Origin of the sequence: Lysinibacillus sp. NPDC096418 (genome assembly GCF_044762775.1) — a bacterium.
Taxonomy (GTDB): Bacteria; Bacillota; Bacilli; order Bacillales_A; family Planococcaceae; genus Lysinibacillus.
On record NZ_JBIWEY010000012.1, the window covers coordinates 43254 to 65496 of the forward strand.

Genomic DNA, 22243 nt, shown 5'->3' on the forward strand with positions numbered 1-22243 from the left:
ATTTATATGTGAAGCCGGCAGATGTCATATACTCTGCTGGCTTTTTCTATACTTTAATTATGAAAGAAGGTTGGCTATGAACGTTTCAGCGATGATCAAACTATCGGTTTCCATGGCACTTTTCGGGTCCATTGGATTTTTTACGATACAAACAGGTTTGCCCGCTATTGAACTTGTTTTTGTACGCTGTATTTGTGCAACATTATTTCTAGGTGGCATATGGCTAGCAACTGGCGGGCATAAAACAGAGCCTTGGGAGAAAAAAGAAGTAATCCGTACCCTTATATGTGGCGTATTCATCGTTTTAAATTGGGTGTTTCTCTTTAAAGCCTTTGAAGAGATGTCTATTTCGATTGCCATTTCCATCTACAATTTAGCACCTATTTTCGTGCTCATACTAGGGTCTATTTTCTTAAAAGAAAAAATGACCGTACAATCTTTACTTGCTACAGTCACTTGCTTTATCGGCAGTATTTTCATTATTGGTTTGAACAATTTTTTATCATTAACTGATTTCATGCAATCTGGCTTTATATGGGCACTTTTATCGGCACTTTTTTATGCGCTGACAATGTTAACAAGTAAAACTATTAAGAACTTCAGTGCCTATGCCCTAACCTTCACACAAACAACAGTTGGGATTGTGCTGCTTCTCCCATTAGTTGACTTTACGCTATTCAATGGCTTAACGACGACGAACTGGTTGTACATTTTAGGAACTGGCTTTATTCATACAGGATTTGTTTACTATTTATTTTTTGATAGCATTCGTAATCTATCGACGATTGTTGTTTCTGTTCTAGTTTTCGTTGACCCAGTTGTTGCCATTTTACTAGATATGTTGCTATTAGATTTCATGCCTACCCTACTACAGACATTTGGGATTCTTCTGATTTTTGGCGGCATTTCATACACTTTGTATACACCCAAACAAAAAAATAAGCTTTTGACGGAGGAATAAATCTATGAACAAGCTTATAGCGATTGGAGAATGTTTAATCGACTTTACGCCAAGCGAACAAGGTGGTGCTCTTGCTGAAGTGACCGGTTTCACCAGAAATGCGGGTGGCGCACCTGCCAATGTTGCAGCAGTTGTCGCAAAACTGGGACAACATGCGGCTCTTCTATCTCAAGTAGGTCAAGATCCGTTTGGAGATTTTCTCATCAAAACGATGGAGATGGCCGGTGTTGATACAATGTATATCGCTCAAACAACGGAAGGTGAAACGAGTCTAGCCTTTGTTTCGTTGACAGAAGAAGGTGACCGTGACTTCTTATTTTATCGTCGCAATGCAGCCGACTTACTTTATCGAAAAGAACAGCTACCCAAAGACCTGTTAACAACTGGCGATATGCTCCATTTTTGCTCAGTTAATCTAGTCGATAGTCCGATGAAGTATACACATGAAGCACTAATTAAACAAGCACATGATGCGGGTTGCCTTGTGTCTTTTGATCCGAATGTACGTCTTCCTCTTTGGCATGACACAGAAGCTTGCCGCCAAACTATTTTAGACTTTTTACCAAAAGCACATATCGTCAAACTTTCTGATGAAGAATTGACTTTCTTAACACATATTGAAGATGGACATCAGGCTGTCCAAAAACTATTCCAAGAAAGAGTACAAGTACTTTTCGTCACACATGGAGCAGATGGAGCAACCATTTATACAAAACAACAACATGTAAAAGTCAGTGCAGATATCATACAAGCCATCGACACAACAGGTGCCGGCGATGCCTTTATCGGTGCAGTGTTAAATATTTTACTGGAAAACAATATCACACCAAAAACACTCGAACAATTTTGCGAAAGTCAGGCAGAGTCCCTACTCTCCTTTGCTAATCAGTACGCAGGAGCATCTACACAAGGACATGGCGCGATTGCTTCTTATCTTAATAAGGATTCACTTCCTTTTAAGTTCTAACTCAAAATAGAGTTGACCTATTAAATTAGGTGCAACTCTATTTTTGTTATTTGTGAGGATAAAAATTATCAAGTACCAGGTTGATTTATATAGCTCGAGCTACGTCAAATGGAATTTCCTCGCTATTTTTATACAACAAAATATATTCATAATCTCGATCTGTTGTTAATTTATAAATATGCTGCTTGGCCTCTTCATTTTGCCCGTCCTCTTCTTCAATCTTTATAGAAATTTTATCATCATTACTTTCGACACTGACCGTAACTATGCCTTTTGTATTGATAACGATATACGAAATTTCTTTACTAACATCATAAATCTTTTCTACGTAACTATTCTCCTCAAACTGATCTAATGCTTTTTCTACATCATTTGGTACAGATTCCAATTCTGTGATTGCCAATTCTTTATTACACGCGGTCAATGCAAGTACCACTACAAACAGAATACCCATTAGCTTTTTCAATTTAACTGCCCCCCTTTTTCCTATTATAGATGTCATCCTACTAAAATCCCCAAAACCTTTTTAGAAGTAGAAGCTTTTCATTCTTAACTCACTAATAATCCATTTGAAACCTTTTCCATTGATATTCGTATTATTTTATGAGAGTTAAATACGTTAGGAGGAACTTCTATGGAATCCATTACAAAAAAAAGAGCGAAAGCATTTATGATAGACGTGGCAGTCTCAAGCGTAGTTACTGTGGGGGTAGAATATCTCCTACGAAAAAAAGTGAAGAATGAAGCTGTTCATGCTTTAGTCACACCAACAGTCGTAATGTGGGCATTAGAGTACGCACAATTGCGCCAAAATGGACAAACAATTGGTTACAAAGCAATGGGACTTACTCTTGAGAATGAGGAGGGTTCTGAATTAAAACCTGGTCAGATCCTCAAACGCATGGCTTATCGGGATACTGTAAGCACGTTCGATTATTTAAAAGACCCTAAAGAATTTGAAAAACAAGAAGGCGAAATACTCCCCCATGATCGCTTTTCAAGTACGGTAGTGAAGGAATTATAATAAAATAAATACCTCGTTTTGAACTGCACCCCCATTGTATCTAATAATTGGAGGTGCTTTTCTTATGTCAAATTTTACTGTAGCTGAAAAGAGAAATGCTGAGGAATCTAGCAGTAGAACTAAAAATTTTTCATTACTGGATAAAAAAATACGAATATCATAATAAACAGAAATTAAACATCAAAAAAATCAATCAACAAATATAAAAATCAATAAACTAATTGTAAATAACAAATAAGCAAACTGCATGATTATATACATGTTAAATTCAAAAGATGATAGTTTTCTTTGTTTCTTGGTTTTACTTAGCTGTCGTAAATAAATACCGGAACAAATAATTAGTATACCTATAGAAATTGCACGTATAATATCCGCGAAGATAATCAATCACATTAACTCCTTCCTAATAAACTTTATGTAGCAAAGGATGTGAAGAAACATGGCATAAGATAATTTGTTTATTTCCGTCAAACTAATGATGCCCCTGTTACACTCACCTAACTGGCGTTAACTTTAATACGATCCAAAATGGTAAAAGTTCCAATTTTATTTAAATTAACCATTTTTGAAGCGATACGTTCATTAGGCTTAAAAAGAATGGGAAACTCTTATAGATTGAGTCTCCCAAACGGAATATACAGGTTTGAATATCTAGTTACTCTTGATCATAATGACCCTATTATTTAGTGATTGCTATTTTTTTCAAGAGTATATCGTGTAGTTATTGTATCTAAGAACAATACAACGGCTGCTAATCTATATCGTTTTTCATATGAGAGAGTATTATTATCATTGATAAAATCATTTAACTCCTTTTCTTGTAAGTGAGAATATAAAGCTAATGACTCATTCGAAATTTGAAAACTAGTATTTAAATGTTCGATAATAGCTTTAACTCTTTCATCTGCCGTTACAAGTTCCATTCCATCTGATAATAGCCCAATAAAATTCCCGATGAATAATTCTTTCTCCAAAGATAAATTGCTCAGAGTAGTATTCTCATATGCATAATCTAAAACTTCTTCTTCATTAACTCCACTAATTAACCCAAACGTTTTAGGTGACACTTTATATTTTTCTAATATCTTGTTTAAATCTTCTCTTGGGTTTCGAACTGTTACATTATCTCCAACTATGATAGCCAACTATAATTTCCCCCTTACCTTTTTAAACATAATACTGATGTTAGTTTTATTGTATTCTTATACAAACTCTATCTACATTAACCAAAATCACTACCATTAGCTAGCAGTATAATGCCCACGATAAACATGACCCATGATAGCGCTGAACTTGTATTCTTTTGAAATAAAGCCTGCAAATTTCTTAATGGCCTCTGCATAAAGCGACGGAACAAAATATGAAGGAGAAGTAATACAAGAGCAGGAGCAACCATCATTACATTATACCCTGCTAAAACAGGTAACCACTCATACATAGTAAACTCGTTGCTGATCATAAGACCGATTGAAGCAAAATAAGGTATTGCAGTGGCTACCTCTAAAAGAGAAGTAGATATTCCCAATGCAATCATCGCACTCACATTAAACTGCCTCGGCTTAGGTGATTCAGCAATTTTTTTCTTTGGTACAAACCAACTTCCAATAAACAGAATGGCACCAATGATGGTCATAAATTTTTTCGCAGTATCGCTACTTAAAACATCTGCAATTGGCTTAAATATAATATCTAAGCCAAGCATTAGAAACACACCTGTACAAAAATAAAAACCGATTACAGTCATTAAATAAGCCATAATAAGCTGTGTTTGTTTTCTCTTCCCTACAAGTAACACGTACACGGTTACGCCGATTATAGCCGGGCTAAACATATCAAGAATAGCCAATGCACCAATATACAATAGTATTTCATTACTCACTGGTTCCCCTCAACTCCCTAGCTTCATAGATGTTAAAAGCTTCTTCAATATACTTTAAAAACTTTTCATCAAGTGGATATAATCCGACTTTGTCCGAAAGTGAGGGAGATTTTCGTATTTCCCACATTTTCTCTAGAAAAGATTCATTATCTGAATATTCTTCAGTGCTTTTCTCGATCATCCGTTTTATGATACGTTGGACTGAATCTGACTCTGCCCCGTATGACATTAATTGTTTCAGCTGACCTAATAATCCCATCCACTCTAAAGAATTTGGATCATTGCGATTTAAATTTGGAAGGCTTTGTACCAAATCCCATTCATCATTTGAAAACATTTGCTGTCGAAATGCTTGTTTTTTCTCACTTTCTCGATTAGTAAGTTTAATAATCTTTTGAATTAGTGCTTCATTCAATTCTCCCTCAATTGCCAAGGCATTCTTCAACCCATTTATTGTATTCTCCATTTGCTTCAACTTTTCTTGCTCTTCTAAAACATATGCAAGTTGATGATCCAAACTCGTTGACCATTCCCACGTTTCATTCAAGAGTCTTTGAATTTCTTTTAATTTAAACCCTAGATTTTTGAGAAAAAGAATTTGTTGTAACCTTTTCAATTCTTCTTCACTATACAGTCTGTGTCCGCCTTCTGTTTTATCAGAAGGAAAAAGTAATCCAATCTCTTCATAGTAACGTAAAGTACGAACCGAAATTTCAGTTATTTTTGATATTTCCTTAATCGTAATCATTTAGCACACCCCTTTGTTCGTTAACAACATTATACAAAATGACGTTACGTAAGTTTCAAGTGTTTTCGAACTAGAAAAAAAACGGAGCCTAATGACTCCGCTAATATATACTCTTTAATTCAATTACTTTACTAGCTAAATTGCTTTTTCATCAAAATATGTGGAATACCTGCATCCATAAATTCATCACCTGAACGTACATAGCCTAATTTTCCATAAAACGGCTCGGCATATGATTGTGCATTCAGCTTCGATTTCGTAATCCCCTTCGCCTGCACTAATTCTTCCAACTTCAGTGTGATGACCTTACCAAGGCCAAATTTACGGAATTCCTCTAAAATACAAATACGCTCTAGTTTCCCATATCCATCGACTACACGGACGCGTCCTGTTCCTACAGGCTGATCGTTATAGTACACTAAAATATGTTCACATGCAGCATCTAGTACGTCAAACTCATCCATTTCCTCTTCAATCGAAACACCCTGCTCCTCTACAAATACTTTTTTGCGAATAGCAAATGCTGTTTGTAAATCTGCCTCTGTTGTAATCTTTTTTGCGTTCATATACATTCTCCTCTAGCTGTATCTTATTGTTAAGTCATAATTCTTAGTATAAAACCACATTTGTTGCAAAAACAACAACATTTTCAAAGTGTGACTAAATCACTTAGTATTCCGTAATCAGATAGACCCTCCAAATTGAGGGCCTTTTTTAGTTTTTCGGACCTGTTTTCAAATTTATCGGACACATTCTTTAATTTATCGACATCTAAGCGAAAAACCAACATTCCTTTATCAGAATGTTGGTTAGTTTCACTTCAACTATTGACGAGATTCAGTCATTTGCTTCCAAACAGAGCCTTTTGCTTCCTCGCCTTCTTCAATACGTGCAATGGCCATTTTCACCTGTAGCTTCACTTCAAATTCTTTGTCCTCTTCAGCAGCTTTTAACGCATCTAAAGATTTTTCTGTACCGACTTCATATAAATACATCGCCGCGCGCCAGCGTACAAGTTTGTTTTTATCTTGTAAAGCTTGTTGCATAGCATCTTCAAACTCTACAAGGCCAAGGTCACTCATGCAGTCTCCTGCAGTTCGGCGTACCGCAGCACTTTTATCTTGCAATGCTTTCTCAAGATAAGGCACAACTGCAACATCCTCAATCATACCAAGGTAAACCGTTGCTAATCGACGAATCGACATTTGCTCATCCTCTAGCGCTAAACCTAACAGCGGTAAATCCTCCACTGCTGGATCTGCCATTTGGTCAAGCAACTGGAAACGTTTTTCCCACTCTGATTGTTTAAATTGCTCTACTGTTACTTTTATTTTCTCAGTTTTTCCAACCTTTTCTATATCATTAATTGCAGCTACTATTTCAGCTAGACGTTCTTCCGAATACGTCACATCAATTTCTTGTTTAACCGCTTCTGCTATTTCTTCTAGTTCTCCGTAACGCACGCCGTAGTCAATCCACTTACGCTGGAAAATGTAGTTTTCATCCACTGCTTTCTCCATAATTTGATTGAACGCGTCAATAAAACGTTCGCCTACTCCTAGACGGTACTCACGTTGATTATCAAACGCCTTTACTTGCAGTGGCACTTGCTTGTAAAACTGCACATGTACGTAAACTTCACCGTAAAATTCATCTGCCACTTGTTGCTCTTCAGTTGAAGTAACATCTTCACCAAGCGTTTGACGAATACTTGATAGAATACCTTCCCACGCATATTTAGCATTACGTTCTACCGCAAAGAAGTCGGATACGTGGTAAACACCTTTGACGCCTTCAATTGCTAAAATAGCTGCCGCTTCTCCTGTTGCCTCATGTTTATTATCTTTTGTGAAATTAAAACTTTTACCAAAAGGAAGCTCCGAATCAACTACGATTTTCATGGAATTCGGACTCGGTGTAGGTTCAATTGTGATGATTTTCATATTTTTCGCTCCTTATCCGTTTACGATTTCGTCTAAATACGACCATCTTTCAATAAGTTGTTCATATTTTGCATTCAATTCATCAAGCTTAGCCGTTAACTCCTGAAGCTTTGTAAAATCAGCGCCAGCGCTAGCAATGCCCTCTTCTGTTTCCATTATTGCCGTTTCTGTCTTTTCAATATCATCTGCAATGGTTTCCCATTCTTTTTGTTCTTTGAATGATAGTTTTTTCTTCTCGACTTTCGGCTTTTCTGTTTTAGGTTTTTCCACTTTTGGCGTTTCTACCTTGACAGTTGAAGCCTGCTCGCGTTTTTGTAAGTAATCACTATACACATCTAATGATTCCTCTACATGTCCTTGTCCATCTAATATCCATAACTTTTTCGCAATACGGTCTAAGAAGAATCGGTCATGGGAAATCGTAATGACAACACCAGGGAAATGCTCGATGAAATCTTCCAACACACCTAGCGTTTCGATATCTAAATCATTCGTTGGCTCGTCTAGTAATAAGACATTCGGCTGTTCCATCAATAACTTTAATAAATGAAGTCGCTTGCGCTCTCCACCTGATAGCTTACCAATTGGCGTACCGTGCACATTTAGTGGGAATAAGAAGCGCTCAAGCATTTGTGCCGCTGAATAACGAACGCCTGCCGCATCCGTTATATCATTAGATGCATCACGAATGTATTCAATCATGCGTTCATTTTCATTCATTTTCGGTAATGTCTGTTTGAAATGCGCGATTTTCACGGTTGAACCAACATGGATTTCACCTACATCCGGCTGTAATTCACCCGCTAGCATTTTCAGTAACGTCGATTTCCCTGCTCCATTTGCACCAATAATGCCTATACGATCGCCCTGTTGAAGTAAAAATCCAAAATTCTCGACAATTTTTTGTGTACCGAATGCTTTCGAAATTTTCTCTGCCTCTAACACTTTGCGACCAAGACGTGTTGTAGCTAGTCCCATTTCAAGCGATACATCATCAGACTTACGCTCTAAATTATCTTCTAACTGCTCAAAACGTTGGATACGTGCTTTTTGCTTCGTCGAACGTGCCTTCGCCCCACGACGAATCCATTTTAATTCTGAACGATAACGGTTACGGTCTTTTTGTGCAGATGCAGCAGCCATTTCTTCACGTATTGCACGTGCCTCCAAAAAGTCTCCGTAATTTCCTGTATGACGATACATGGTTTGGTCAGCTATTTCATATATATGCGTCGATAGCTCATCTAAGAAGTAACGGTCATGGGTAATGAATATTACCGCTCCTTTTAGACGCAACACCATTTCCTGAAGCCACTCTGTAGATTGCACATCTAAATGGTTGGTCGGCTCGTCCAGTAAATATAGGTCAGCAGGTTCAATTAACACTTTCGCTAATGCTACACGCTTTTGTTGCCCACCAGACAGTGTTAACACTTCCTTATCAAACATTTCAATGCCTAGCTTCGTTAGCGCTGTTTTCGCTAACGCATTGACATCCCAAGCCTGCTCTTCATCCATACGATGTTGTAAACTAAATAATGTCTTTTGCAGACTTTCTGATGTAGGATTTGCAGCGAGTGCAGCAACTGTTTCCTCATATTCACGGTTTAACTTTAAAATTGGTGAATCCCCAGCAAACACTGCTTGAAGTACTGTATCTCCACTATTAAAAGTCGGCTCCTGTGGTAAATATGCGATGCGGTATTTATTTGGACGATCGATGTCGATTGTATCTGCATCTAATTGTCCAGCTAAAATAGATAGCAAAGTAGATTTACCTGTACCATTAATCCCGATTAATCCTGCACGTTCGCCTTCATAAATCGTGAATTCAATATTGCTAAAGAGCGTTTTGTCGCCCACTGTCTTCGTTAAATTTTGTACGATTAAATGACTCATTACGCTTTGCCTTCTCTTTCTCTTTGTAATTGATCTAAAAAGCTTACCATAAATTGATGACGTTCTTCAGCCATTCGCTTGCCCTTTTCTGTTGTCATTAAATCTTTCAACAACAAAAGTTTTTCATAAAAATGCGTGACTGACGCAGTATTTTTACTACGATACTCTTCCTCAGACATTTCAGTACGTGCTTCTTCAGCTTCATCATACAGCTTGCGACCTTTTGCACCACCAAAAGCAAAAGTACGTGCAATGCCGACAGCACCAATGGCATCTAAACGATCTGCATCGCGCACAATTTTGGCTTCAATAGAAGTGGCTTTTAGTTCATGTCCACCATTAAACGAAACTTGTGCAATACAATCACGAATATGTTGCTTTTTTTCCTCACTCATCTTTAATTCGGCAATCAGTTTCTCTTCTTGCTCTTTACTATCCGTATATTTTTTATCACTTACATCATGCAAAAGCACAGCTATTTTCACTACCTCTTCATCTGCGCCTTGCTCTGTATGTAAAATCGCTAATGCATTTTGGTAGACGCGCTCAATATGTTGAAAGTCATGACTTGCATCAAATCCTTCATAAATTCCACGTACTTTTTCAACTAATTCTTTCATATATTACACTCAGTCCTTTCCCTTTCTTTATTATACTGTATTGCCTGCATTTATTGATAACTATCCAACCTTGTTCTCTAACAAAAGAAAATTCTAATTTCTTCACAGATGAAAATGATATCAATTGACAAATTATTCAGAATATTATAATATGAAAATACAGAACATTTCTATATGTTCTGTACGCTCACTATTTAAGTGATGTATAGCTTCTATGCAAAAGTAAGATTGTTATAGCAAGGTTTTAAACCTTCAACGGGAATTAAAATTCTTTTTAAGCTTTCAAGATTAAATTTAACTCCACAAGAACAAATAAAAGTGAACAATTTCCCTTAGCAATTTAGATTTGTAAGTTCGCATAGATGATGTGCAGCACGAAAATAAGTGAACAACAAGTAAGATTTGTCATTACGACCAAGTAGGATCTGACCAAATTATAGGTATGGTGTGGTTGATTTAACAGTTAATTGATGTTACCTTCTGATGTTGACTTTGTTTGAACGTAACTTCTTTATTTAATGTTTAAATTGGTCACCAACGAACTTCTATGATTTTGCCAACCATCCATTTCATTCGAGTCGTAATTGCAAAAAAGAAAGGTTGTTTAGGCAACGTTTTTTCCGAGACTAGGAAAATAATTTGTTAGCGCATGCTTTAGAACGTATCGCGTTTGAAGGAAGTAGGAAATATATTGATGTTACGTATTACCTTCCCGTTGAAGGAACAGTAAAAGCTGCCCATCTAGAAAGTAGATGAGGGCAGCTTTTTTATGCGCTTAACAATATCTCAAAGTAGATTACTACGTTCAAAATTAATTGATTGCTTCCCCACTAGCATTCAAAATTACAATCTCATAAGATTCAATGTCAGCTATAGAATTTAGTTCTTTTGAATGGAACATTTCATTGACTTTCTCTTTCATTTCCATCGCTACCTCACGTGCATCTTTATTTAAACCCTTTATTGATGTATTGACCATAATGAATGCTTGTGCCTCAATTACTATATTCTCGAAAACCTCATACTGTTTAAGACCATTCGCTAAAGTCTTTATTAAGAGTGGGTGTGCTTCGTCATTTATAGAGGATAACTCCCACCTCTCAAAAACAACTTTATAGTTTTTTAATGGGGAAGTTTCAATTACACTTTTCACAATGGATGCCATATCCTTTTTTAAGGAATAAAAATTGACTTCATCCGCTACGACTTGGATCACCAGATCTTTCTGCGAAGTCGTTTTTACATCAACCCCTACATATTTCTCATGAAGCTTTTCTCTCAATACAGCGATACTCTGCTCTTCTTTAATAACTAATGATTCCTTCATCTTTTTATTTGTATCATCTTCAATTAGTTTAGTTAACATGCTATATGTCGCAATCCCCACTAGAAGTATTCCAGCAATGATCAAGATCCTTTTGACCAAATTACCCCTCCTGTTAAGAAGGTATGTCGGATAGCTCTAATTAAATACCAAGAACGCATAAGCTACTTTCTTAATCTATATGGCCGTTAGAATAAAAGTTCACCAAAAAGGCGCTAATCATTTTTCAGATCAATGCCTCACCCGTATGTGACTAATATCTACAGTGTTCCTTTAAATCTCTTTGGATTTTTCACATAGCCTTCGATAATAAATCCGCATTCAGTACAAATAATATATTCAACATTTGATCCGAGGATCTTATTATCTGGCTGCATAACTGCATATCCACTATGTTTTCCCTTCCCTAACTCTCCACTTCCACATTTTGGACATTCAGTTATTTTCGTAGCATGTTCCATTTAAAAACCTCCCCTTTATATGTAAATAAAATCCACTAAAAGAAAACCCTTATACTATTACTTTACACCGGGCGTGTTGATTAGGGAAAAATCGGATGGTTTTCATCGCTATTCCTCCCTTTTATAAATTGTAGTAGCCCGTAGCAGAAATCTCCGTTTTCACCATAAATATAGGATAAAATTGGATAATCAACGCACCTGACTTTACACTTTATTAACTCAGGATTTTTCTGTTGTCTTCCTATAATTACGGATGAACGATAAATTGGTTTCATCTTCTCTCACTAAAATGAGTAAATTGACAATAAAGTTGTTTAATTTTAAAGTCATAAAACAGACATAACCCCGTTCTAAATTAGGACGGGGTTAAAATATAGTTTTTTAATTTTTGATGTCAGATGCTTTATGCACTGATAAATATAATAATAAAGTTGTTTAAATCTAGTAGTTCTACCACTATCGCGCCCGATTGCAGAATACTCTAAAGCAGTTTGTTCTCCCTCCACCTTACAAAAATCGCCATAACGAATAAAATAATTGCATTCGCAACCAAAAGTCCGCCAAAAGTAAAACCCGCCACAGCACCTGCAATTCCATCTCCAACATTACGACCAACGCTATTCATTGTCAGAACTAGGACTATTGGAGAAGAAATAATAAAAATAACACCCGCAATTCTCCATACCAACCAATTCAATCTTGATAAAAAGATAACCAATATATTAAGGGTAAAGAGAACTAAAAGGAATATAACCAAAGAATTCATAATACCCCTCCTTGTAATGCCACATTATGACTCGATTGTTTAATAGAGTATTGACGTAAATAGAACGTAAAGAAAAATATCTGCTGTCAATCCCATGTGTACACTCCGTTCAATATCCTATTTGATCTAATCCTATTACTATAATAATCAAAATCACATCAATAATAGCCAAGATCCCAGAAATTTTTTCGACTGTATCCCCAAACCATATGGTAAAAATAGATGTAAAAATGGCTATAACACCTATAATAATTATGAGAATACCGACTCTGTTCCCTAGTCTTTCTTTATTAACCGGTTCCCACGTTTCCCTGAAACCTGCAAGAAATGCAAATACCTGTTTTGTCCGAACAATATAGCCAGCCCAAATTAAAAAAACACCGAAAACTAGGCCGATAACCATTTCAATACCCATTTCTTTAATCCTCCCTTTATATCAGCAGTTATTTTTACAAATTTAACATATAAATGGTTTTATTTAATCAACAAAATGGACCTTATGTGAAGCACTGGTAATTGGATGATCCATAGGAAGTGTTGTCCAAATCTTTGTTATGCTTTAATTTTAATTATGATATGTATACGCTATGTTCACTTGATTACTCATATTAGCCTCCTGTTGGTATCGTCAATTGGCATCAGAAGTGAAAGTATTTTTTTGATTTTATGTAAATACAATACAATGTTTTAAACTTTTCCCTTATGTAATGTTATACGGAAGTTGAGTAATAAAAGTTTCATTATTTATGTTCCCAAGCGTCGTTTAGGAACTATTCTTTACTGAACATTGTAAATCCGCATAAATCTGACGGGCACCCTCCCATATCGGGTGCCCTTTTTTATTATGTGACAGCTCTTGATGCCAAAGGGATTAGAATTGTGAATTTAACTCATACAATTGTCAAATTCTATTTTAGCCCCAACGGAATCGTATTTTTATATTATTCTAAAAAAACAAAATAATTGACTTAACGCAAATTTTCTTATATTCTAAGTTTTATTTCATAAGATAAAATTGTTGTTATCATAATTATTGTAGGATAGCCATGATGAACGCTTAGCAATGAAGTAGTAGATGTCATGCTCAGCCCTACAAAAATTTTCGCGATAAATAAAATGCACTCTAGCATATGTGGTGCCTCTTCTTATTAATTTTAGAAGAGGCCCTTCTTTGTATGTTAACTGATGCACACTACTTAAAGGAGGAAGAAATGCAAAAAGGAAATCCGTGGGCATTAATTCCAATTGTTGTATTTTTAATTTTGTTTATCGGCTCAGGAATTGTATTAAATGATTTTTATGCATTCCCTGTAATGGTTGCCATTTCGATTGCAAGCACTGTTGCCATTTTCATGAACCGCAAAGAAACGATCACAAAAAAAATTGAAACCTTTACGACCGGCGCCGGGAATTCGAACGTCATGTTAATGGTGATCATTTTCTTACTTGCCGGTGCATTTTCAGAAACCGCAAAAGGAATGGGCGCTATTGAAGCAACGGTAAACTTTGCACTCTCCATTTTGCCACAAAACTTATTAGTTATTGGCTTATTCATAATTGCGTGTTTTATATCTTTAGCAATGGGCACTTCAGTTGGAACGATTGTTGCCCTCGCTCCAATAGGTTTAGCAATTGGGGAGCAAACAGGACTTTCAATACCGCTATTAATGGCAACTGTTATTGGTGGGGCTATGTTTGGCGATAATTTATCATTTATTTCGGATACAACGATAGCATCTGTCCGCTCACAAGGCGCAGAAATGAAAGACAAATTTAAAGTTAACTTTTTCATCGTGTTACCAGCAGCAATTGTCACATGTGTTATTTTAGCCTTTTTGACGCTGAATTCCACAGCCCAAGTGACACATGCTAGCTTTGATTGGTACAAATTGATTCCTTATTTATTCGTCATTGTTTTTGCTTTGATTGGACTAAATGTCTTTACAGTATTAGCAAGTGGGATCATCCTCGCTGGAACTATTGGTTTAATTGATGGTAGTTATGAGGTGATGACATTTATCAGCGCAATTGGTGACGGTATGAGCAATATGTTTGAAATGGCGTTTTTAGCGATGTTAATTGCCGGTATGGTCGAGATCATTAAACATAATGGCGGCATTGATTTTATCGTAAATATCGCAACGCGTAAAATTAAGTCGCAAAAGGATGCCCAATTTGCAATTGCAGGTTTAGTTGGTTTAACCGACCTTTCAACCGCCAATAATACGATTGCAATTATGATTGCTGGGCCATTAGCAAAAAAAATTGCCGATCAATACGATATTGAGCCACGTAAATCAGCAAGCATCATTGACATTTTTTCATGTGTCGTTCAGGGTATAATTCCGTACGGTGCACAATTTTTAGTAGCTGCCAGTATCGCCGGCATTTCCCCTATTTTAATCATGCAATATTCGTATTACTCCATTTTAGTAGGTGTCTGCGGAGTCATTGCCATCCTCATCGGTTATCCGAAAACTAAAAATAAACCTATTCAAAAATCGTAAATGTATTATTCGCATTTACGATTTTTAGCATTACTTGCACCGGGTGCAAAAAAATCCTTACAATTAACTACAATTCAAAAAGCTGTGCTGAAAAAACGAATATGAATCGGATTTTTAAGCACAGCAAAATATTATTTAATAAATCAAACTAACTCCAACCAAGCAACAGCCTCACAATGTGTGGAGTGTATGAACACATTTGGGTTTAATTATTTAAATCTGGTTCCTATTAAGAGTGGTTTTGGGAGGTTTTTAATCATTGTAAGGTAACCTTTCATAAAAGAATGTTATTCAATAATATGGCCCGTTTGTTGAAGAAATAAAGCCCCCAAAGCGCCCTTGTACTGCACCCCAATTGTTAGACACAACTAACAAGGAGGCGCAGTTTTTCAATGGCTAAAATAATATTTACTATACTGGACCATTATTATGCCTCTACTTGCAATCTACCAACGATTGATTGCACTGGAATTACAAAAATTACAGTGAGAGAGTTTAAAAAATTATATCCAATAGTACCCATCCCGGTTATTATAATAGAAAATTAACAAAAATCAGTTATTTTGAAGTATACTATTTTATGATGTAGTTAAAAGGAGGTAATCTATGAATAGTCAATATTTGACTTCTACAGAATATGAGAAGATCATTCACTTTTCGGCTCAAATTGCATATCCAGTAGAAGATGTTCGTTTACATATTCAACACAAATTAGCGGATATTTTTGGTTATGATCAAACGATTTTTTGGTACGCAGACAACAATGGAAATTTGAGTGATCCGATAAATTACAATTTAAGCGATAGAGCACTCACAGATTATCTCACGAACTTTCATTTTTACGACTTATTGCACCCTAAAAAGAATGTTAACCTGTTTCTTGAGAAAAAAGCTATTCGATTAGATGACCTTGACACGCCCAATCAATACGAAAATTCTCCTTTTTTCCGATCGTTTATGAAGGGATATGGCTATCACGACGAAATGGTCGTAGCACTTATTCATCAAGATACATTTATTGGAGCGATCGGGTTGGGGCAAAAAAGTAATTTATGTAAATTTACAGAAAAAGATAGTAACACACTAAAATTAGTATCAGATGTAATTGCATCTGTACTCTTACATCAAAAAAATAATAACGAATTCAACTTGTTATCAAATAGAGAAATAGATGTTGTAAATCTCGTTAAAAAAGGTTGGACCAATCAAGTCATTGCAGCAACACTGCATATCTCCGTTAACACAGTAAAAAAACACTTACAAAACATCTATGAAAAATACAGTGTACAAAATAGAACGCAATTAGTTCAGAAATTATAAATTTCACTATTATTAGCACGAAAAAAATAGCATTGAAGCCCCCACCAATATGTATTGGTGGGGGCTTCAATGCTATTCTTCTTTACTTGTACTTTTCTTCAATTACTGTTACGCCAAAGTCCATGTTTCTTCCCCCTCGATTTTGTTTTCTAGTGTCGTTGCATTCGCTTTTATCTTTTATTCAAACTTGTTTTCTTGATTTCGTAGCATAAAACGGATAATTAAAAAAATTCTAAAAATATATAAAAACTACCCACTCGGGTAATATTCAGATAATTGTAAGCGCTTTATTATGAATGTAGATACATCAAATTGATTTGGGATGGTGACATGATGACGAAAAATACAGGTTTTATATGTGATGAAAGTTATTTTTGGCATGATACGGGTAATGGAGCGTTATTTATGCTACCCGGTGGATGGATTGAATCAGATGGTCACGCAGAAAATCCAGCGACAAAAAGACGCTTTAAAAATTTGATGGAACGTAGTGGTCTAATGAAGCACCTTACTCAAATTGCTCCTCGTTCTGCGACTGTAGAGGATATCGAACTCTTTCACGGAAGAGACTATATTAATAAAGTTAAAGAATTAAGTGATATTGGTCATGGAGATGCAGGAGAACTAGCACTAGTTGGAAAAGGATCGTATGAAATTGCCCTTTTATCTGCTGGTGGAGCGATTACTGCAGTGGAGGACGTTGTTTCTGGTAAGGTCGATAACGCATATGCCCTAACTCGTCCACCAGGTCACCATGCAGAAGAGAATCTTGGCATGGGATTCTGCTTATTTAATAATGTTGCGATTGCCGCAAAATATGCCCGTAAGCATTTAGGCGTTGAAAAAGTGCTTGTTCTAGATTGGGATGTCCATCATGGAAATGGAACAGAATCTGCTTTCTATGATGACCCTAACGTATTGTTCGTTTCGCTACATCAAGATCGAAATTTCCCACCAGAGCGAGGGATGGTAGAAGATATCGGAACGGGTAAAGGAGAAGGATATAATATTAATATTCCTTTACCAGCTGGAACTGGAAATGCAGGGTATATGTATGCCTTAAAAGAAATTGTTGGACCAATTGCAGACCAGTTTAAGCCAGATCTTGTCCTCATTTCAGCTGGACAGGACGCAGGTCTCTTTGACCCATTAGCTCGAATGATGGTGACTGCAGAAGGATTTAGACAGATGGCCCAATTTATGCTTGATCTCGCTGAAAAGCACTGTGGAGGCAAATTTGTTGCCTGTCATGAAGGTGGATACAGCACAGCATATGTTCCATTTTGCTCGCATGCAATAGTCGAGGCAATGAGTGGTGTTACGACAGAAGTAGAAGATCCATTTGCGCAAGCTATGCATACAATCCCTACAGATGAATTGTTTGATATTCAGAAAGAGTATGTAGATAAAGTAAAAGAGATTCAGTCAAAGTATTGGAATTTCCAATCTGTAACTTTATAAAATTCTTTAGAATCGGCCAAGTGCCGATTCTTTTTGTGTGTCCTAGAATCTCAAATTAGTGACTGGCAAACAGAGTTTTGTTTTGAAGTTGGATTAGAATAGAGTTTGATTATACTGTATATAAAAAGCTATCATTTTGAATAATGATTGATCAAAACGATAACTTTCTTTTATTCTTAAGAACTGTTTTTATAAAAAAGATTGAGTATTTTAAGTCCCTTTATTCAACTAAAGTCCCTGTTAGTTTAAGAAGAACAGCGAAGCTTATTAAACAAACGCACCCGATTGCTGAATAGTGACCAAGGCAAAATGACACCTTAGTTATTTTACTAATGTCCTTTTTTACTTTAAGTACTATTCTTCATAAACTCTTTTCAAACCAATACTGAATTCAGTCTTTTATTAATTAAAAACAACGTTACTTTCTTGTGCTCCGAAATAATAAACATAGATATCTTCCATTCTTGGCTCTACATTTACAGCTGATTCATTTGGTTTTTCCTTTGAGATAATACGCATCTCGATATTAGCCCCTTGTTGATGAACGTTCGATACAGCATATTCTGCTGAATATTGTTCTAATTCATCTTCCGCTATTTGTAAGTGCCACACTTGATTAGTCAAATGACTTAATAACTTATTAGGCGTTGCCTTTTCAATAAGTTCACCACCTTTTAGCAATAGAACTTCATCTGCCACATACTCAATATCCGATACAATATGTGTAGACAGAATAATAATTTTATTCTTTGAAAGTTTTGATAGTATTCCTCTTAACCGTATCCGTTCACTAGGATCTAAGCCAGCCGTTGGTTCATCTAATATTAAAATCTCAGGGTCATTTAACAACGCTTGTGCAATTCCTATTCTCCGTTTCATTCCTCCTGAGAAACTTTTTAGCTTTTTCTTTCTTACATCTACTAAACCAACCATTGTTAAAAGTTGTTGCACTCTTGTTTGGGTTATCTGTTTGTCTAACCCCTTTAAATTTGCTACATATTTTAAAAAATCTTCCGCTGTAAAATTACGATAACCATGAAATTCCTGTGGTAAATACCCCAAGTTATCACGGTAATGTTCACCTAAAGTAGTAATCTCTCGATTATTATAAAGAACTCTACCTTTTTCTGGAGCAATCACATTGACTAGTATACGTAAAAAAGTCGATTTCCCAGCCCCATTTGGCCCTAATAGGCCATAAATTCCGGGAGACAATTCACAATTGATATTTTGTATTGCATAGAAGCCTTTGTATTGATGTGTGATATTTTCTATTTTTAGAATCATATTTCATGTCTCCTTAATTGCAATTTTATTGTCAGCATTAAGATACAAACTATTAGAACTCCATACCATATTGTTAAAATAATTAATTGTGATTCAAGTAAAATATCTTTCGCCCTTATCAAATACGAAAAAAAACCTTTCTCTAAAAACCATTCAAACGAATAATGTTGAAGGAGACTACCTCTCAATAAATAGGTCAATCCAAATAAAATTCCACATAAAATCACTGTTGCCATATGTGATTTAAAAATCGTGCAAATGCAAGCTGTAAAAATCGAAAATAATACGCTACCTATCCATACATAAAGAAAACTCTCTAAACAATCTGTAATAAATGTTATAGCCAAGTCGGTTTCAACACGGTTAAAGATTAAAAACATCACGATTTGAACTAGTAAAAACAAAACAATAGTCCAAGTGGTGTAAATAACAGTAGCAATCATCCTTAGCAAAAAAACCTTTGCTTTTCCTTTTTGAGTAGTTAAAATAACTTCTTTCACTTTTTCTTCTTCATCTAAAATAAACAATCTTGTATTCACAAATAAAATCATAAATCCAACAGCTATCGAACCTAATACATGCCAAAATGTTGTAGATGTCATTAGTAACTGTTCTGATCCCTTTTGTACAGAGAAATATAAAATAATTCCCCATAGACAAGTTATCCCTGTCAAAATAGGGAGATTAAAGCTATTTTTTGCGAGTTTTTTAATCTCCAATCGAAGCATATCTTCTCCACCTTCCGATGATAAGATTAAGTGTGAATAGTAATAAAGCAATGACTAAAAATAAAATGTATACTTCACTTTCTGAAAATGGTTTGAAAAACCCTAAATATTTATGGCTTAACATGCCATTAAATCCATAATCATAAATTGCACCTAGGTATTCACTCAATTTCATAGTTCCTATGAATGTTGCGATAAATTTTTCATAAAGCTCTCCTGCTGCAAAAATACTTCCTGCAATCATCATGATGAAAACACTTCGTTTTATAAAAAATGATAATGATAGTATAAACAATGCGAAGATATAGCTTCCTAGGACTGTATATCCATACTGATAAACTAAAAGCTGAGCAAATGTCCAGTTGGGATTTACTTCGAAATAAAGAGGTGGATTTACTCTTATTTGAGCGAATATACCCGAAGTAGAAAAGCCATTTCCTAAGCTAAAAAAAGAAACTACATAAAAATATAAAACGATTAATGCACAATAAATCAAAGTAATAATCTGTTTCACAATTAATAATTTTAGGTGTCCTTTCTTGTACGTTAACAATAATTCACTCATTTCCTGTTCTCGCTCGAAAGACAAACATTTGGATACGCCTACAACAATTAATACAGCAATAAACCAGAATCCAATCCAAGGAATAGCCTCTATTAACCCCTTCCAAAATTCATAAGGTTTATCGGATTCTCCAACACTTTTCATTCCCATTAAGTAAATGACTGTACATAAAAAGAGAGCAATATATATTTCTCGTTGTTGAAACAATTTCTTCATTTCCATTAAACTCAATTTAATGATATTCATTAGGCAATCTCTCCATTCTCCAAACATTAGCTAATTGATAAATGAATAACACTAACAGCATAACGTTGATCAATATATATATTAAAGAATTCATCGATAGCAGAATCGTTCCCATTGGTGTGTATATTGAGAGTAAAACAAAGAAAATCCAAATCAATATAATCACCGTCCAAGACATCGCATCTCGATATTTAATGCTTAAAGATAATAATGTCAGGCAAAGTAGTAGAATGGGTGTTAACCCCAAAACTGCAATATGAAAGATCGCCTTTGATAGCTCAACATGATGAATTAAAATAATATAAAGCAATGTACAACTGTAAATAGCTATACTACATACCGTAATTACGACAATTTTAGAAAAGAGAATCTGCTGAAAGGAATACTTATAGGTGGACTCTAATTCAACCATACCTTCTGTTTGTGCATTCATTAAATACCACCCTACTCCCAATAAAGGAGCTGGTGTAGTTAAAACAAAGAAGATCCATCTTTCCATCGTTTCAGGAAGTATTGTATAAATCAAAAACATCAGAACAGTTATAATAAGTAATTGAATTTTAAAATAAGATAATAGTTCTATAAATGCTTTCCAAACGAGTTTTTTCATTAATTCACTCGTTCTTTCTTGTTGAATAGGCATATAAGTTTTTAATAAGTCAATCGTTTCTTGTTTATCATTTTCTTTAATTTCAGGTAGTGTATATGTATTAAGGAATGATTTAAACTTTTCCTCAGTTTCTTTAATCTTTTTCAATTAATTTCCCTCCTTCACACGTTTCTTCATTTTTTGCAAACCTTGAAGAAGCCTCGATTTAACAGTTGGTATGGACGTTCCTGTAATTTTTGCAATTTCTTTAGCTGTAAATCCATGAAAGTATTTCAAAATGAGGGTATTCCTTTGCTTTTTAGGCAACGAATTTAATAATTCTTTTACCATTGATTGTTTTACAATTTGATCGCCTATATCGGACCCTATCATTAAGTTTTCATGCTCAACTGAAAACGAAATTGATTGTTTATTTTGCCGAAAGGAATTCATGGCTCGGTTATGTGCAATTTTATAAAGCCAAGCTTTAAAATCCCCTTGCTCCTGATATGTTGGTAATGCTTTCAACATGGCGATAAACACTTCTTGCGTTATATCTTTCGCTTCTTCATAGGAACTTCCTAGGCGATAGATATAGTAAAATATTTCATCATAATAACGATGAACAAGTGTTTCCATCGCCTCTTCTTCTCCATGCAGAATTGCTTTTATTAGTGTTGCATCGTTCTCTATCATGACTAAACCTCCATATACCTATTAAACACAAAGTAAAAGGAAAAGGATTTAAAAATATTTTTTTCTTACACAATTTATTTAGAAACGCAGCTAAAACGTAGTTTCTATTCTTATTATCCAATAAAAAAAGCACAGGCTAGATAACCCATGCTACTTAAAAAATTTATTCATAATAGCCATAGAAAAAACTTGGTTAAATGAGTTCTTACACTAAACTGACGTTTCCTTGAAGTATATTATTTCATAATCCAC

The 22243-nt window shown here is 35.3% G+C and carries 23 protein-coding genes; 6 read left to right on the forward strand and 17 right to left on the reverse strand.

The genetic code is table 11. The annotated features are described in order from the left end of the window. Positions 1-76: 76 nt before the first annotated feature. Complete coding sequence (locus ACIQZG_RS11415; RefSeq protein WP_402755306.1) at positions 77-961, forward strand: DMT family transporter; 885 nt, start codon at positions 77-79, stop codon at positions 959-961. A gap of 4 nt (positions 962-965) precedes the next feature. Next, positions 966-1928: a carbohydrate kinase family protein gene (locus ACIQZG_RS11420; RefSeq protein ID WP_402755307.1), complete on the forward strand. Its 963-nt coding sequence runs from the start codon at positions 966-968 to the stop codon at positions 1926-1928. A gap of 85 nt (positions 1929-2013) precedes the next feature. Here ACIQZG_RS11420 and ACIQZG_RS11425 read toward each other — a convergent pair whose 3' ends face one another. Then, a complete protein-coding gene (locus tag ACIQZG_RS11425) occupies positions 2014-2394 on the reverse strand; it encodes a hypothetical protein (protein WP_402755308.1) in 381 nt (126 codons plus the stop codon). A 168-nt stretch (positions 2395-2562) separates the two neighbouring features. Here ACIQZG_RS11425 and ACIQZG_RS11430 point away from each other — a divergent pair, with 168 nt between their 5' ends. Continuing rightward, positions 2563-2952, forward strand: coding sequence for an RDD family protein (locus tag ACIQZG_RS11430; RefSeq protein ID WP_402755309.1), 390 nt, complete (start codon positions 2563-2565; stop codon positions 2950-2952). 683 nt (positions 2953-3635) lie between these two features. Here ACIQZG_RS11430 and ACIQZG_RS11435 read toward each other — a convergent pair. From ACIQZG_RS11435 to ACIQZG_RS11485, 11 genes are all read right to left on the reverse strand, one after another. Then, positions 3636-4097, reverse strand: a complete 462-nt coding sequence (locus ACIQZG_RS11435; RefSeq protein ID WP_402755310.1) for an HTH domain-containing protein — start codon at positions 4095-4097, stop codon at positions 3636-3638. A 77-nt stretch (positions 4098-4174) separates the two neighbouring features. Continuing rightward, positions 4175-4831, reverse strand: coding sequence for a GAP family protein (locus ACIQZG_RS11440; RefSeq protein WP_402755311.1), 657 nt, complete (start codon positions 4829-4831; stop codon positions 4175-4177). Continuing rightward, entirely contained in the window at positions 4824-5579 is a 756-nt protein-coding gene (locus ACIQZG_RS11445) for a MerR family transcriptional regulator (protein ID WP_402755312.1), read from the reverse strand. The genes ACIQZG_RS11440 and ACIQZG_RS11445 overlap by 8 nt, the downstream gene beginning before the upstream one ends. Positions 5580-5710: 131 nt before the next feature. Further along, the gene (locus ACIQZG_RS11450) at positions 5711-6145 is read right to left on the reverse strand and encodes a GNAT family N-acetyltransferase (protein WP_402755313.1); all 435 of its coding nucleotides are present in this window, start codon (positions 6143-6145) and stop codon (positions 5711-5713) included. Between the two features lie 258 nt (positions 6146-6403). After that, positions 6404-7522, reverse strand: coding sequence for a conserved virulence factor C family protein (locus ACIQZG_RS11455; protein WP_402755314.1), 1119 nt, complete (start codon positions 7520-7522; stop codon positions 6404-6406). Between the two features lie 12 nt (positions 7523-7534). Further along, positions 7535-9421 carry an ABC-F family ATP-binding cassette domain-containing protein gene (locus tag ACIQZG_RS11460; RefSeq protein WP_402755315.1) on the reverse strand — a complete coding sequence of 629 codons (1887 nt, stop codon included), beginning with the start codon at positions 9419-9421 and terminating at the stop codon, positions 7535-7537. Then, complete coding sequence (locus tag ACIQZG_RS11465; protein WP_402755316.1) at positions 9421-10041, reverse strand: HD domain-containing protein; 621 nt, start codon at positions 10039-10041, stop codon at positions 9421-9423. Before ACIQZG_RS11465 ends, ACIQZG_RS11460 begins: the two co-directional genes overlap by 1 nt. An 811-nt stretch (positions 10042-10852) precedes the next feature. Continuing rightward, positions 10853-11467 (reverse strand): hypothetical protein, encoded by a 615-nt coding sequence (locus ACIQZG_RS11470; RefSeq protein ID WP_402755317.1) that lies wholly within the window; start codon positions 11465-11467, stop codon positions 10853-10855. 158 nt (positions 11468-11625) lie between these two features. Beyond that, a complete protein-coding gene (locus ACIQZG_RS11475) occupies positions 11626-11826 on the reverse strand; it encodes a transcription initiation factor TFIIIB (RefSeq protein ID WP_402755318.1) in 201 nt (66 codons plus the stop codon). Between the two features lie 481 nt (positions 11827-12307). Beyond that, complete coding sequence (locus tag ACIQZG_RS11480) at positions 12308-12592, reverse strand: hypothetical protein (RefSeq protein WP_402755319.1); 285 nt, start codon at positions 12590-12592, stop codon at positions 12308-12310. A 109-nt stretch (positions 12593-12701) separates the two neighbouring features. Beyond that, positions 12702-13007, reverse strand: coding sequence for a DUF3784 domain-containing protein (locus tag ACIQZG_RS11485; protein WP_402755320.1), 306 nt, complete (start codon positions 13005-13007; stop codon positions 12702-12704). A gap of 796 nt (positions 13008-13803) precedes the next feature. Here ACIQZG_RS11485 and ACIQZG_RS11490 point away from each other — a divergent pair. The 3 genes from ACIQZG_RS11490 to ACIQZG_RS11500 all read left to right on the forward strand — a co-directional run bounded on the left by ACIQZG_RS11490 (position 13804) and on the right by ACIQZG_RS11500 (position 17880). After that, positions 13804-15099 carry a Na+/H+ antiporter NhaC family protein gene (locus tag ACIQZG_RS11490; RefSeq protein ID WP_402755321.1) on the forward strand — a complete coding sequence of 432 codons (1296 nt, stop codon included), beginning with the start codon at positions 13804-13806 and terminating at the stop codon, positions 15097-15099. Between the two features lie 606 nt (positions 15100-15705). Next, positions 15706-16419: a LuxR C-terminal-related transcriptional regulator gene (locus ACIQZG_RS11495; protein ID WP_402755322.1), complete on the forward strand. Its 714-nt coding sequence runs from the start codon at positions 15706-15708 to the stop codon at positions 16417-16419. A gap of 333 nt (positions 16420-16752) precedes the next feature. Beyond that, positions 16753-17880, forward strand: coding sequence for a class II histone deacetylase (locus ACIQZG_RS11500; protein WP_402755323.1), 1128 nt, complete (start codon positions 16753-16755; stop codon positions 17878-17880). 402 nt (positions 17881-18282) lie between these two features. Here ACIQZG_RS11500 and ACIQZG_RS11505 read toward each other — a convergent pair whose 3' ends face one another. Genes ACIQZG_RS11505 through ACIQZG_RS11525 form a run of 5 tightly spaced genes read right to left on the reverse strand, consistent with a single transcriptional unit; the run spans position 18283 to position 21991 of the window. Further along, positions 18283-19167 (reverse strand): ABC transporter ATP-binding protein, encoded by an 885-nt coding sequence (locus tag ACIQZG_RS11505; protein ID WP_402755324.1) that lies wholly within the window; start codon positions 19165-19167, stop codon positions 18283-18285. Further along, positions 19164-19886 carry a hypothetical protein gene (locus tag ACIQZG_RS11510; protein ID WP_402755325.1) on the reverse strand — a complete coding sequence of 241 codons (723 nt, stop codon included), beginning with the start codon at positions 19884-19886 and terminating at the stop codon, positions 19164-19166. Before ACIQZG_RS11510 ends, ACIQZG_RS11505 begins: the two co-directional genes overlap by 4 nt. Then, entirely contained in the window at positions 19876-20706 is an 831-nt protein-coding gene (locus ACIQZG_RS11515) for a hypothetical protein (RefSeq protein WP_402755326.1), read from the reverse strand. Before ACIQZG_RS11515 ends, ACIQZG_RS11510 begins: the two co-directional genes overlap by 11 nt. Next, a complete protein-coding gene (locus tag ACIQZG_RS11520) occupies positions 20693-21463 on the reverse strand; it encodes a hypothetical protein (RefSeq protein ID WP_402755327.1) in 771 nt (256 codons plus the stop codon). Before ACIQZG_RS11520 ends, ACIQZG_RS11515 begins: the two co-directional genes overlap by 14 nt. After that, the gene (locus ACIQZG_RS11525) at positions 21464-21991 is read right to left on the reverse strand and encodes an RNA polymerase sigma factor (RefSeq protein WP_402755328.1); all 528 of its coding nucleotides are present in this window, start codon (positions 21989-21991) and stop codon (positions 21464-21466) included. Positions 21992-22243: the final 252 nt, after the last annotated feature.

Coding starts and splice junctions, on each gene's coding strand:
- ACIQZG_RS11445 (WP_402755312.1), bottom strand. CDS start 5,579: ATGATTACGATTAAGGAAATATCAAAAATAACTGAAATTTCGGTTCGT.
- ACIQZG_RS11525 (WP_402755328.1), bottom strand. CDS start 21,991: ATGATAGAGAACGATGCAACACTAATAAAAGCAATTCTGCATGGAGAA.
- ACIQZG_RS11420 (WP_402755307.1), top strand. CDS start 966: ATGAACAAGCTTATAGCGATTGGAGAATGTTTAATCGACTTTACGCCA.
- ACIQZG_RS11460 (WP_402755315.1), bottom strand. CDS start 9,421: ATGAGTCATTTAATCGTACAAAATTTAACGAAGACAGTGGGCGACAAA.
- ACIQZG_RS11480 (WP_402755319.1), bottom strand. CDS start 12,592: ATGAATTCTTTGGTTATATTCCTTTTAGTTCTCTTTACCCTTAATATA.
- ACIQZG_RS11465 (WP_402755316.1), bottom strand. CDS start 10,041: ATGAAAGAATTAGTTGAAAAAGTACGTGGAATTTATGAAGGATTTGAT.
- ACIQZG_RS11415 (WP_402755306.1), top strand. CDS start 77: ATGAACGTTTCAGCGATGATCAAACTATCGGTTTCCATGGCACTTTTC.
- ACIQZG_RS11515 (WP_402755326.1), bottom strand. CDS start 20,706: ATGAATATCATTAAATTGAGTTTAATGGAAATGAAGAAATTGTTTCAA.
- ACIQZG_RS11430 (WP_402755309.1), top strand. CDS start 2,563: ATGGAATCCATTACAAAAAAAAGAGCGAAAGCATTTATGATAGACGTG.
- ACIQZG_RS11500 (WP_402755323.1), top strand. CDS start 16,753: ATGACGAAAAATACAGGTTTTATATGTGATGAAAGTTATTTTTGGCAT.
- ACIQZG_RS11495 (WP_402755322.1), top strand. CDS start 15,706: ATGAATAGTCAATATTTGACTTCTACAGAATATGAGAAGATCATTCAC.
- ACIQZG_RS11450 (WP_402755313.1), bottom strand. CDS start 6,145: ATGAACGCAAAAAAGATTACAACAGAGGCAGATTTACAAACAGCATTT.
- ACIQZG_RS11485 (WP_402755320.1), bottom strand. CDS start 13,007: ATGGGTATTGAAATGGTTATCGGCCTAGTTTTCGGTGTTTTTTTAATT.
- ACIQZG_RS11475 (WP_402755318.1), bottom strand. CDS start 11,826: ATGGAACATGCTACGAAAATAACTGAATGTCCAAAATGTGGAAGTGGA.
- ACIQZG_RS11455 (WP_402755314.1), bottom strand. CDS start 7,522: ATGAAAATCATCACAATTGAACCTACACCGAGTCCGAATTCCATGAAA.
- ACIQZG_RS11505 (WP_402755324.1), bottom strand. CDS start 19,167: ATGATTCTAAAAATAGAAAATATCACACATCAATACAAAGGCTTCTAT.
- ACIQZG_RS11490 (WP_402755321.1), top strand. CDS start 13,804: ATGCAAAAAGGAAATCCGTGGGCATTAATTCCAATTGTTGTATTTTTA.